Annotated in this window: 11 protein-coding genes; 4 read left to right on the forward strand and 7 right to left on the reverse strand. The window is 60.7% G+C overall.

Annotated elements, in window-relative coordinates:
• The first annotated feature begins 129 nt into the window (after positions 1 to 129).
• Together NCR40_RS12115 and NCR40_RS12120 are read left to right on the forward strand one after the other, a co-directional pair.
• Positions 130 to 612 carry a hypothetical protein gene (locus tag NCR40_RS12115; protein ID WP_244826392.1) on the forward strand — a complete coding sequence of 161 codons (483 nt, stop codon included), beginning with the start codon at positions 130 to 132 and terminating at the stop codon, positions 610 to 612.
• A gap of 1 nt (position 613) precedes the next feature.
• Positions 614 to 1399 (forward strand): DUF1828 domain-containing protein, encoded by a 786-nt coding sequence (locus NCR40_RS12120; RefSeq protein WP_244826393.1) that lies wholly within the window; start codon positions 614 to 616, stop codon positions 1397 to 1399.
• A gap of 63 nt (positions 1400 to 1462) precedes the next feature.
• Here NCR40_RS12120 and NCR40_RS12125 read toward each other — a convergent pair whose 3' ends face one another.
• The 3 genes from NCR40_RS12125 to NCR40_RS12135 all read right to left on the reverse strand — a co-directional run bounded on the left by NCR40_RS12125 (position 1463) and on the right by NCR40_RS12135 (position 8741).
• The gene (locus NCR40_RS12125) at positions 1463 to 2929 is read right to left on the reverse strand and encodes a glutamate synthase subunit beta (RefSeq protein ID WP_250465834.1); all 1467 of its coding nucleotides are present in this window, start codon (positions 2927 to 2929) and stop codon (positions 1463 to 1465) included.
• A gap of 78 nt (positions 2930 to 3007) precedes the next feature.
• Positions 3008 to 7711: a glutamate synthase-related protein gene (locus tag NCR40_RS12130; protein ID WP_244826395.1), complete on the reverse strand. Its 4704-nt coding sequence runs from the start codon at positions 7709 to 7711 to the stop codon at positions 3008 to 3010.
• Positions 7712 to 8033: 322 nt separating this feature from the next.
• On the reverse strand, positions 8034 to 8741 hold the full coding sequence (locus NCR40_RS12135; protein ID WP_250509568.1) for a transposase: 708 nt from the start codon (positions 8739 to 8741) through the stop codon (positions 8034 to 8036).
• Between the two features lie 223 nt (positions 8742 to 8964).
• Here NCR40_RS12135 and NCR40_RS12140 point away from each other — a divergent pair, with 223 nt between their 5' ends.
• Entirely contained in the window at positions 8965 to 9672 is a 708-nt protein-coding gene (locus tag NCR40_RS12140) for an OmpW/AlkL family protein (RefSeq protein WP_370652139.1), read from the forward strand.
• Between the two features lie 33 nt (positions 9673 to 9705).
• Here NCR40_RS12140 and NCR40_RS12145 read toward each other — a convergent pair whose 3' ends face one another.
• Positions 9706 to 9936, reverse strand: coding sequence for a hypothetical protein (locus NCR40_RS12145; protein WP_250465837.1), 231 nt, complete (start codon positions 9934 to 9936; stop codon positions 9706 to 9708).
• 29 nt (positions 9937 to 9965) lie between these two features.
• Between NCR40_RS12145 and NCR40_RS12150 the strand changes: the two genes are divergently transcribed.
• Positions 9966 to 10343: an ElaB/YgaM/YqjD family protein gene (locus NCR40_RS12150; protein WP_250509569.1), complete on the forward strand. Its 378-nt coding sequence runs from the start codon at positions 9966 to 9968 to the stop codon at positions 10341 to 10343.
• Positions 10344 to 10385: 42 nt separating this feature from the next.
• Here NCR40_RS12150 and ugpQ read toward each other — a convergent pair whose 3' ends face one another.
• Genes ugpQ through NCR40_RS12165 form a run of 3 tightly spaced genes read right to left on the reverse strand, consistent with a single transcriptional unit; the run spans position 10386 to position 12550 of the window.
• Positions 10386 to 11135 carry a glycerophosphodiester phosphodiesterase gene (gene ugpQ, locus NCR40_RS12155; protein ID WP_250509570.1) on the reverse strand — a complete coding sequence of 250 codons (750 nt, stop codon included), beginning with the start codon at positions 11133 to 11135 and terminating at the stop codon, positions 10386 to 10388.
• Positions 11136 to 11149: 14 nt separating this feature from the next.
• On the reverse strand, positions 11150 to 12235 hold the full coding sequence (locus NCR40_RS12160; protein ID WP_250465841.1) for a sn-glycerol-3-phosphate import ATP-binding protein UgpC: 1086 nt from the start codon (positions 12233 to 12235) through the stop codon (positions 11150 to 11152).
• 3 nt (positions 12236 to 12238) lie between these two features.
• Positions 12239 to 12550, reverse strand: a complete 312-nt coding sequence (locus tag NCR40_RS12165) for an antibiotic biosynthesis monooxygenase family protein (RefSeq protein ID WP_244826402.1) — start codon at positions 12548 to 12550, stop codon at positions 12239 to 12241.
• Positions 12551 to 12580 lie beyond the last annotated feature (30 nt).

The raw sequence follows: 12580 nt of genomic DNA on the forward strand, positions 1-12580 counted from the left end.
TGCTGAAGGAAGAACCGCATCCGCGAGCAATTGTGGGTGCGGTTTTTCTTATTTGTGGCGGTGAGTAACTTGCCCTGCGCGCGACGTCATAGACTTCGAAGCGTTACGGCACACAGTCACAAACAATCGATGGACTTCCTTCTACTGACAGACGACGATCTCGAATCGATGCGCCACGCGCCAAAATCCATCGTCAACAAGGGGGCGCGGTGGGTAACGAAAGGCGGTCACCGCGAAAAGAATTACGTGCTCCACGATGCACGCGATATGACACAGGTTTATCGGCTCTTTCTTCGCGTCTCGCTGACCAGAGCCAGTGCGTTTTCAGTCGGTCTCGCGCGTGTGTGGTCACCTGATGCAACCCTTGTGCTCGTGCGTTACAACGGTCCTTATCACGGGCACAGAAATGTTATCGAGCGCGTCAAGGTTCCCTTAGGCTGTCACAAGCATGTCGCCACCGAACGATACATCCGTGCCGGCCACGATCCGGACGGCTATGCTGAATCGGTCTACGACTACAATTCGGTTGAGGGAGCATTTGATTGTCTCTGCAGGGATTGCAGCGTCGACTTGCTTGACTACAACCCGTTTCAATCCGAGCTCGAGTTCTGACATGCTGCGCGACGCACCTGATACGGTTAAACGACTGCTCTGCGAGTCATGGTGTTCCGAGCTGGACGTGGCACAAGACGGTGATGCGCTTCGCTTGTCCATGCCGCTGCTGGAACCGGATGGCGACTACGTGACGGTCTGGCTTCGTCAAACGATGGGCGGCTGGCTCATCGAAGATGCGGGCACGACGTTGATGCGCATTTCCTACGACTCCGACGCTACTCTTCTCACGCGCGGTCCACGCCGTGTGCTGCTGGACAAGATGCTGGCGGAATACGGCGCGCGCCTTGGAGAAGATGGGCAGATCGTGTCCGAGTCAGACGAAACTTCACTCGGCATGTCTTTGCTTCGCTATGGTCAAGCCTTGGTGCGCGTCAACGACCTAAAGACATGGAGCAAGTCACGTGTCGCATCGACTTTTTCCGACGACCTGAAGCGTCATCTGATAGAGATTGTCGGAGTAGACAACGTGCTCGAGAACTATCTGGCGCCGCAAGTTCCCGACGCCGCTGACTACCCAATCGACTTCTCGCTCAGAGGCGGCCGCGCACCTCTTTTCGTATTCGGTGTCGCCACGCGGGAACGAGCGCGGCTGGCAACTATCGTCCTTCAGCATATCGATCAGCACATCGAGTCGTTCGATTCGATCGTGGTTTTTCAGGATGCCAGCGCGTTACCGAGCGGTGATTTACGTCGTTTAATGAACGCCGCCAACGACATGGTGGACTCGCTCGACGCGAAAGGCGCACTCGAAAAGAAAATCCGCCATCGCCTGAGAACGGCATAACCCCGCCAACAAAAAAGGGCGAACCCCAAAGGCCCGCCCTTTTCTCCCATCAACCCCGCTCTCTTATCGCGGCAATTCGCTACTGCCCATCAAATACGCATCCACCGACCGCGCGCACTGACGCCCTTCGCGAATCGCCCACACCACGAGCGACTGACCGCGCCGCATATCGCCTGCGGTGAACACCTTGTCCACCGACGTGTAATACGCTTTGTCACCTTCGGTCGAGGCGCGCACGTTACCGCGCGCGTCCTTGTCGACGCCAAACGCATCCAGCACCGGCGAAGCTGGCTGCGTGAAGCCCATGGCGAGCAGCACGAGGTCGGCCTTCAGCTCGAACTCGCTGTTCGGCACTTCCTGCATCTTGCCGTTCTTCCACTCGACGCGCACCGCGATCAGCTTCTCGACCTTGCCGTTCTTGCCTTCGAAACGCTTCGTCGCAACCGACCAGTCACGCTCGCAACCCTCTTCATGCGACGACGACGTACGCAGCTTGATCGGCCAGTAGGGCCACACGAGCGGCTTGTTCTCTTCCTCGGGCGGCTGCGCGAGCAGTTCGAACTGCACCACGCCCTTCGCGCCATGCCGGTTCGAGGTGCCGACGCAATCCGAACCCGTGTCGCCACCGCCGATCACGACGACATGCTTGCCCTTCGCGACCAGTTGCTCCGCGAGCTTGTCGCCTGCGTTGACCTTGTTCTGCTGCGGCAGGAATTCCATCGCGTAATAGATGCCTTCCAGCTCGCGCCCCGGCACCGGCAGATCGCGCGGCGTTTCCGAACCGCCCGCCACCACGACCGCATCGAACTGTTCTTTCAGTTCGTCCGGCGTGATGGTTTCCTTGGCCGTATTGCCGATGTGCCCCGGCAGCGCGTCCTTGCCGATGAACACGTTGGTGCGGAACGACACGCCTTCCGCTTCCATCTGGCGCATGCGGCGGTCGATCAGCCACTTCTCCAGCTTGAAGTCGGGAATGCCATAACGCAGCAAACCACCAATGCGATCGTTCTTTTCGAACACGACCACGTCGTGACCGGCGCGTCCCAGTTGCTGCGCGACCGCGAGCCCGGCGGGACCGGAGCCGACCACCGCAACCTTCTTGCCGGTCTTGTGTTTGGGCGGCTGCGGCGCGACCCAGCCTTCGGTCCACGCCTTGTCGATGATCGCGTGCTCGATCGACTTGATTCCCACCGGATCGTCATTGATGCCGAGCGTGCAAGCCGACTCGCACGGCGCCGGACAAATGCGTCCCGTGAACTCGGGGAAGTTGTTGGTCGAATGCAGCACTTCGATCGCGCTCTTCCAGTCCTGACGGAACACGAGATCGTTGAAGTCCGGAATGATGTTGTTCACCGGACAACCGTTGTTGCAGAACGGAATGCCGCAGTCCATGCAGCGCGCGCCCTGAACCTTGGCGTCTTCATCGGTCAGCGCGGCGACGAATTCCTTGTAATGCTTGACGCGGGTCAGCGGTGCTTCGTACGCCTCGTGGCGGCGTTCGAACTCGAGAAAACCGGTTGCCTTGCCCATGTGGTTCTCTTCTTTCTCTGTATTTAGTGAGGAACTCGCTCTCCGGCGTACCGGAGAGCTCTTCTATAGTGAGACCGCTCAGGCCGCGAGTGCGTCCTTTGCCTTCTTCGCGCCGATCTCGCCGAGCGCGCGCTTGTAGTCGGTCGGGAACACCTTCACGAACTGACGGCGCGACGCATCCCAGTTTTCGAGCAGCGCCTTGGCACGCGGCGATCCGGTGAACTGGAAGTGACGCTCGATCAAACCCTTGAGCAGCGCTTCGTCGGTCTTGCCGGCATGCCACAGCGCGCGATCCACCGTGCGCTCCTGTTCGGCCTGTTGCAGCACCGGATCGAGGGCCACCATGGTCTTGTTGCACTTGGCGCCGAATGTGCCGTCCGGATCGAACACGAACGCGACGCCGCCCGACATGCCCGCCGCGAAGTTACGGCCCGTCTCGCCGAGCACGACCACCGTGCCGCCCGTCATGTATTCGCAGCCGTGATCGCCCGTGCCTTCGACGACTGCCGTCGCGCCCGAGTTACGCACGCAGAAGCGCTCGCCCGCGACGCCACGGAAGTACGACTCGCCTTCGATAGCGCCGTACATCACCGTGTTGCCGCAGATGATGTTCTCCTCGGACTTGCCACGGAAGTCGTTGGTCGGGCGAATGATGATGCGCCCGCCCGACATGCCCTTGCCGACATAGTCGTTACCGTCGCCGACGAGGTCGAGCGTCACGCCCTTGGCGAGGAACGCGCCGAAGCTCTGACCCGCCGTGCCCTTCAACTGGATATGGATGGAGTCGTCGGGCAAACCGTCGTGGCCGTACTTCTTCGCAATCAACCCGGACAGCATGGCGCCGACCGTGCGGTTCACGTTGCGCACCGGCTGGATGAACGAAACGTGCTCGCCCTTCTCGATCGCCGCCTTCGACTTCTCGATCAACACGTGATCGAGCGCCTTGTCCAGACCGTGGTCCTGCACATCGACGTGCTTGCGCGCGACTTCCGCGCCCACCGGCACTTGATAGAACACGCGCGAAAAGTCGAGACCCTTCGCCTTCCAGTGTTCGACGCCCTTCTTCGTGTCGAGCAGTTCGGCGTGGCCGATCAGATCCTCGAACTTGCGGATACCCAGTTGCGCCATGATCTCGCGCACTTCTTCCGCAATGAAGAAGAAGAAGTTGACGACGTGTTCCGGCTGGCCAGTGAACTTTGCGCGCAGCACCGGATCTTGCGTCGCGACGCCGACCGGGCACGTGTTCAGATGGCACTTGCGCATCATGATGCAGCCTTCGACGACGAGCGGCGCCGTCGCGAAGCCGAATTCATCCGCGCCGAGCAGCGCGCCGATCACGACATCGCGGCCGGTTTTCATCTGGCCGTCGGCCTGCACGCGAATACGGCCGCGCAGACGGTTCAGCACCAACGTCTGCTGCGTTTCGGCAAGACCGAGTTCCCACGGCGTGCCCGCGTGCTTGAGCGACGACAAGGGCGATGCACCCGTGCCGCCATCATGACCCGCGATCACGACGTGATCCGCCTTTGCCTTCGCCACACCCGCAGCGATGGTGCCGACGCCCACTTCGGACACCAGTTTCACCGAAATGCTCGCCGCGGAATTCACGTTCTTGAGATCGTGAATGAGCTGCGCCAAGTCTTCGATCGAATAGATATCGTGGTGCGGCGGCGGTGAAATGAGACCGACGCCCGGCACCGAGTAACGCAGCTTGCCGATATAGTCGGAAACCTTGTGGCCCGGCAGTTGACCGCCTTCGCCCGGCTTCGCGCCTTGCGCCATCTTGATCTGAATCTGATCCGCCGACGACAGATATTCCGCCGTCACGCCGAAGCGGCCCGATGCAACCTGCTTGATCTTCGAGCGCAGCGAATCGCCGTCTTTCAACGCGACGTCGGTGACGATTTCATCGCCGATCAGGGACTTGAGCGTGTCGCCGGTCTTGATCGGAATGCCGCGCAGTTCGTTCCGGTAGCGCTTCTCGTCCTCGCCGCCTTCGCCCGTGTTCGACTTGCCGCCGATACGGTTCATGGCAACCGCGAGCGTGGCGTGCGCTTCCGTGCTGATGGAGCCGAGCGACATGGCGCCGGTCGCAAAACGCTTCACGATGTCCTTCGCCGGCTCCACTTCGTCTAGCGGAATGGCCTTCGACGGGTCGAGCTTGAACTCGAACAGACCACGGAACGTCATGTGACGCTTCGTCTGGTCGTTGATCAGATGCGCGTATTCCTTATACGTCTGATACGAGTTGCTGCGCGCCGAGTGTTGCAGCTTGGCGATGGCATCCGGCGTCCACATATGCTCTTCGCCGCGCACGCGATAAGCGTATTCGCCGCCCGCATCGAGCATGTTCGCGAGAACCGGGTTGTCGCCGAAGGCATCGCGATGCAGGCGAATGGCTTCTTCCGCCACGTCGAAGATGCCGATGCCGCCAACCTTGGACGCCGTGCCACGGAAATACTTCTCCACGAGCTCCGAGGACAAGCCGACCGCTTCGAAAATCTGTGCGCCGGTGTAGGACATGTAAGTGGAAATGCCCATCTTCGACATGACCTTGTACAAGCCCTTGCCGACCGCCTTCGTGAAGTTGTAGATGACCTTCTCGGCCGACAGATCGCCCTTGAAGCCTTCCGCCATGTTGGCGAGCGTTTCCAGCGCGAGGTACGGGTGAACGGCTTCCGCGCCGTACGCCGCGAGCAGCGCGAAGTGATGCGTCTCGCGCGCCGACCCGGTTTCGACGACGAGACCCGTGCTCGTGCGCAGACCATGCTGCACGAGATGCGAGTGGATGGCCGACGTGGCGAGCAGCGCCGGAATCGCGACATTGTCGCGGTCCATCTTGCGGTCGGACACGATCAGCATGTTGTAACCGGACTTCACGGCATCGACGGCTTCGGCGCACAACGACGCAATGCATGCTTCCACGCCTTCCTTGCCCCAAGCCACCGGATAGCAGATGTTCAGTTCGTACGAGCTGAACTTGCCGCCGGTGTATTTGTCGATGGCGCGAATCTTCGCGATGTCTTTGAAGTCGAGCACGGGCTGCGACACTTCGAGACGCATCGTCGGGTTGATGTTGGTCGTGTCTAGCAGATTCGGCTTAGGACCGACGAACGAGACCAGCGACATCACCATGTTCTCGCGGATCGGATCGATCGGCGGGTTGGTCACTTGCGCGAACAACTGCTTGAAGTAGTGATAGAGCGTCTTGTTCTTGCCGGACATGACCGCGAGCGGCGAGTCGTTGCCCATCGAGCCCACGGCCTCTTCGCCCGACTGCGCCATGGGCGCCATCAGAAACTTGAGGTCTTCCTGCGTATAGCCGAACGCCTGCTGACGGTCGAGCAGCGCGGCGGCTTCGCGACGCTGCGTTTCGACGTCTTCCGCCTTCGGCTCGATTTCGTCGAGCTTGATACGCACGGCGTCGATCCAGCTCTTGTACGGCTTCGCGTTCGCGAGGTTGTCCTTGAGCTCCTTGTCCTCGATGATGCGGCCTTGTTCCATGTCGATCAGGAACATCTTGCCCGGCTGCAGACGCCACTTCTTGACGATCTTCGATTCCGGGATAGGCAGCACGCCCGATTCCGACGCGAGGATCACGAGGTCGTCGTCGGTGATGAGATAGCGCGCCGGACGCAGGCCGTTACGGTCGAGCGTGGCGCCGATCTGGCGGCCGTCCGTGAACGCGATGGCGGCGGGACCGTCCCACGGCTCCATCATCGCTGCGTGATACTCGTAGAACGCGCGGCGGTTGTCGTCCATGAGCGTGTGCTGTTCCCATGCCTCGGGAATCATCATCATCATGGCGTGGACGAGCGGATAGCCCGCCATCACGAGCAGTTCGAGACAGTTGTCGAACGAAGCCGTGTCCGACTGGCCGGGATAAATCAGCGGCCAGAGCTTGGGCAGATCGTCGCCGAGCACATAGGAGGCGATCGCGCCGGTGCGCGCGTTCAGCCAGTTGACGTTGCCCTTCACGGTGTTGATTTCACCGTTGTGCGCAATCATGCGATACGGGTGAGCCAGTTCCCACGCCGGGAACGTGTTGGTCGAGAAGCGCTGGTGCACGAGCGCGAGCGCCGAGACCACGCGCTCGTCCTGCAGGTCGCGGTAATACACGCCGACCTGACCGGCCAGAAGCAGGCCCTTGTACACGACCGTGCGCGACGACATGGACGGCACGAAGTATTCCTTGCCGTGCTTGAGCTTGAGCGCCTGAATGCGGTGGCTCGCCGTCTTGCGGATGATGTAGAGCTTCCGCTCGAGCGCATCCGTCACGACGATGTCCTTGCCGCGCCCGATGAAGATCATGCGGATGAGCGGCTCACTCGCCTTCACGGTCGGAGAAATAGGCATGTTGCCGTCGACCGGGACGTCGCGCCAACCGAGCACGACCTGGCCTTCCGCCTTCACCGTGCGTTCCAGTTCCTGTTCGCACGCGAGCCGCGAAGCATGTTCCTTCGGCAGGAAGATCATGCCGACGCCGTATTCGCCGGCAGGCGGCAAAGTCACGCCTTGCTTGGCCATCTCTTCGCGATAGAAGCCGTCCGGAACCTGAATCAGAATGCCCGCGCCGTCGCCCATGAGCGGATCGGCGCCGACGGCGCCACGGTGATCGAGATTCTCGAGGATCTTGAGACCCTGCTGAATGATCTCGTGGCTCTTTTTCCCCTTGATATGGGCAACGAAACCGACGCCGCAAGCGTCATGTTCGTTGGCAGGGTCATACATGCCCTGCGCGGCGGGAGGCGAACCGACTGCCGGTTGCTGATGATCGTTCATGGGGACACCGTCTCTACTGTGAGGGGCCGACTCGGCCGTTGAACCATTTTTTATGTCGCCCGCGACGTTTATTTCGACTTGGAAGCCGCGAAGCCGGTCGTGCAACGGGCGCGCTGCGCCGCAAAAACCGCCGGAAATCGAAATATACGCGACCAATCAAAGAGATGGCAAATAAAATATGATGATGCGTCACTAATTATCGATATGGTGCACGCATGCCCCAAAATATTGGTTCCATATCGATATTGGGCAAAAATAAACGGCGCGCCCGAATCTTCGTGCCGCCGTCCTTTTCAAGCGTCGTTTTCCGCGATGCCCGTGGTTATTGAGATTGGGGCGTCTCGCGCACTTTACGCGGCCGTCCGCGCGGCAATGGCGACACGCGCCGGTTCGCCGCACGCGATGCCCAATCGCGGTACGCATCGCTGCCGAGCACCCAGCCTTTCAGTGTGGCTTGCAGGAGACGATTAGCCTCACGCTCGTCGAGCGGCTGATCGCACAACTCCTTGTATGCATGCTGGCGTTCGAACGGCGTGTTGCCGAGCGACCAGAAAAGCGGATGGTCGGTGATCAGTCCGTCGAGCGTCAGCCCGATATGGTGCCGAAAACTCGACCACTTGTAGTCCTGCGGCACGGCAACCAGACCCGCGCGAACCGGCGCGGTTTCAACCACGCGCGTGGCAAGCAGGAAATAACGTTCACCCTCGATGACCGTTGCGCGATATCGCCCTTCCCACAACGTCCCGCGCCGCGTGTAACGGCGATTGAAATGCGCCACGTAACGACGCCCGACTGCCTGCATCGCCTTCGGAAGGCTCGATTCGTCGCGCGGCGTGACAAGCAGATGCACCGCCTGCGGCATCAACGCATATGCATGAATGGAAAGATGATGATCACGTGATGCAGTTCTCAAGCAGTCGATGAAAAGCTCGTAGTCCTGGTCGTCGACGAAGGCAGGTTGCTGGTCGAGACCGCGCAGGATGACATGCTGCGGCTGATCGGGAACATAAAGTCGTGCAAGCCGTGCCATTCTGGATATTCCATTGGTCGCGTTTGTGTTACCCCAATCGGGGACCTTGTGGAGATGTTGAGGCAGCGTGGACGAAACACATGCAAATGCCATGCAACACGATTCCAACGCCGCACACGTCTTAGGGAAAATGCTCTACGGCGACGCTATGGTTACTTTGAAATCTTATGCTCATAATGAGCGTGCTTTTCTGGAGGAGCACAAATTGAAAATAAAACAAGTCATGGTGGGAGCAGCGGCATTTGCGTGTGTAGCCAGCGCGGCGCACGCACAGTCGGCGGGTTCCTTCTACGCAACCGCTGGCTGGTTTCACTTCGCCCCGCAAGACAGCAGCGGCCCGCTCAAAGAGACAAGTGTAGGCGGATCTCCCGTCAATATCGACGTACAGGGCACGGGCGCCGGCATTTCAAGCGCGGATACGGCAGGCTTCACGCTTGGTTACTTTGCCACCGACCACATTGCGGCGGAATTCGAAATGGGCATTCCGCCCTCCTTCGACCTCGAAGGCACAGGCTCGTTCTCGCAATACGGCAAGCTCGGCAGCGCGAAACAATGGAGCCCAACGCTGCTTTTCAAATACTTCTTTAATGCTCCTCAAGCGAAGTTTCGTCCATTCGTCGGCATTGGCGTAACGCGCACCTGGTTCACCGACGCCAAGATCACGAACTCATCGTTCGAAGGCAACGTCCTGCATGGTCCGACCTCCGTCGACACGGATAGTTCGTGGGCGCCGGTGTTCAACGTGGGCGCCGTCTATAACTTCACGGAGCATTGGTTCGCGGGTTTTTCCGTGTCGTTCATTCCGTTGAAGGCAACGGCGACTTTGAACTCGCAAGCGCAGACGCCGGTTGGCACGTTGAACGTGCAGTCGAAAGCGAAGATCACGTTGAATCCCATCGTGACTTATTTGCGTGTCGGCTATCGTTTCTAAGAACGCTGGATTAACCACGGCGTTCCCGAAATTTTATTTGCGGGCATGCAAATAAAAGCGCCGCCATGCATGAAGCGTGGCGGCATTTGATTTTACCGGCTCTTGTAAATGTGACCCGCGCATTTGCGGAGCTTGCGCATTTATTACGCTGTCGCAACGCCGTTCACCGACAGTCTTGCTGGTGACACGACCGTGCGCGCCCATGGGCATCGAATTTGCTGCATCATCGATTTCCCGCTCTTCGCGAGCGGTGTGGTCATCCATCCACGATTCATCCATCGACGGAGCGATCTATGAACGCATTGCCTAACACGCGAGACGCCATCGGAGATTCCTGGAGCAGCACCAACCGCCGTGCGCGCCGTATGGCGCGTCATGGCCGTGATGCCGCCGAGGACATCAGCGGCGAGTTGCGCGCGCTGCTTTCCGATCTCGAAGAAACGCTGTCGAACGGCGCATCGGCCGATGCCGCCATCTTGCGCAAGCAAATCAGTTCGCAACTGGACGGCGCACGTTCCCGTTTGAACGACACGCACGCCGCGCTCCGACAACGCGCCGGCGCTGCTATAGACGACGCCGATGCGTATCTGCACGAAAAGCCCTGGCAGACGATTGCACTTGTCGGCGGCCTGGCGCTCGTCGCGGGCGTTTTGCTGGCCCGCGCTCGCTGACCGAACGAGCGGCGCGAGTATCAATGGCGCCGCGCGCGTCGTTCAACTTCCCGCGAGAAAATCCGCACCAATGATATCGATGCGATCCGTGCAGATCGCATCGACTCCCCATTGGGCGAGCAACTTCACGCGCTCAGGTTCATTCGGTGTGTAGGCAAGTACGCGCAACCCCGCGTCCTTGATTTCGCGAACGAGTGCTTCGCTCAAATGCCGGTAACTCGCATGCAGCGACACGCATGCGAGTGCCGACGTTTGCTCGCGCCAGTCGACCGGAACTTCCTCGTACAGCATGCCGCGAGGAAGCTCTGGTGCCGCGTCACGCGCGGCCTCCAGCGCCTCGTATGAAAACGACGACAGCAACGGCGCTGGTTCCGCACTCGCCCACAAGCGCGCCGTCTCACGCGCGACAAGCTCACCCGTCTCGACTTCGCGTCCAGGACACGGCTTGATTTCCACGTTTGCCGCCATGTCGAGTTCCGTGCAACGCGCGTGTACTTCAGCGAGCGTCGGCATATGCGCGCCCGCGAATGGCTTGCCGAACCACGAGCCCGCATCGAGTGCACGGATCTGTGCGTAAGTCATCGAGCGTGCGGGTCCATGACCGTTCGACGTGCGATCGACGTCATCGTCGTGCAGCAGAAAAACCACATTGTCGGCCGAGAGCTTCGCATCGAATTCGATCATGCGCAGACCGCGCCGCGCGCCTTCGTCGATGCCTTCGAGCGTGTTCTCGGGCGCGAGCTTGCCGCCGCCGCGATGCGCGACGATTGCGGGATAAGGCCAGGTTCTCATCGCGGATACTCCCTTCAGTTGACGCGCCGACCGCTCGCCGGATCGAAGAAATGCAGTTGTTGCGGCGGCACGGACACCGCCAGCTTTTCGCCACGCTGCGGCCGGTGCGTATGCGGCAAACGCGCCGCCACGTCGTGCTTGCCCCATTTGCCGTGCGCGAGATTGTCGGCGCCGAGCAGCTCGGTGGAATCGACATCGAGCGTCGCGCTCGCCGCGCCGACGATGCCCGGTGTCATATGCTCGGGACGAAGGCCGATGATCCACTCGCGGCCGTGCATCGTGCCGTTCAAACCGGCAGCGCCCGCAACCGGCAGCTTCGGTCCGCCGTCCGCCACCTCGAACGTCGAGCCGTTTTCCGACAAGCGCCCTTCGAGCAGATTCATCGCGGGCGAGCCGATGAAGCTCGCGACGAACACCGTCGCCGGCCGCTCGTAGACTTCGGTCGGCGCGCCGATCTGCTCGGCGTGTCCCTTGTTCATGACGATGACGCGTTGCGCGAGCGTCATCGCTTCGATCTGGTCGTGCGTAACGTAAAGGCTCGTGGTTGCGAGTCGCGCGTGAAGGCGTTGAATCTCGAGGCGCATTTGCACGCGCAGTTTCGCGTCGAGATTCGAGAGCGGTTCGTCGAAGAGGAACACAGCCGGTTCGCGCACGATCGCGCGGCCCATGGCAACGCGCTGGCGCTGCCCGCCCGACAGTTCGCGCGGCTTGCGCGCGAGCAGCGGTTCGAGTTCGAGAATGCGCGCCGCATTCGCCACGCGGCTCTCGATAGTCGCGCGATCCGCGCCGCCGATCTTGAGCGCGTAAGCCATGTTCTGCGCGACGCTCATATGCGGATAGAGCGCGTAGTTCTGGAACACCATCGCGATGTCGCGATCCTTTGGCTCCAGCTTGTTGACGACCTTGCCGCCGATCTGGATCTCGCCCTCGGACACGCTTTCGAGCCCCGCGACCATGCGCAGCAACGTCGATTTTCCGCAGCCCGAAGGACCGACCATGACGACGAACTCGCCATCCGCGATTGCCACGTCGATGCCATGCAGCACGAAGTTCTTGCCGTCGTAGCTTTTCCTGACCGCCTTGAGATTCAACGCAGCCATCGATCAGTCCCGCAGCGCGCCGCACACCGTCGCGAAATGCGCGACCGCGATGCCCGGCTCATAGAAGCGATGCAGCAGCGCGCGCCATTGCTGGTAACCCGCCGATTGCCGAAAGCCCGGATCGTGCGCCGCGACCGAATCCCAACGCACGAGCAACACGTATTGCGAGCCGTTGCCGGCGTCCGCCCCGCGCACGAGCTCATGCGAACGATAGCCCGGCTGCGCCGCGATGATCTTCTGCGCTTCGTCGAAAGCGGCTTCGAATGCGCTTTCCTCGCCGGCCATGACCGGCAACTGCGCGATTTCGAGAATCATGTTTGAAGTCTCCCGTTTGAGCCCGAGCGG

This window comes from Caballeronia sp. GACF4 (genome assembly GCF_023631025.1).
Taxonomy (GTDB): Bacteria; Pseudomonadota; Gammaproteobacteria; order Burkholderiales; family Burkholderiaceae; genus Caballeronia.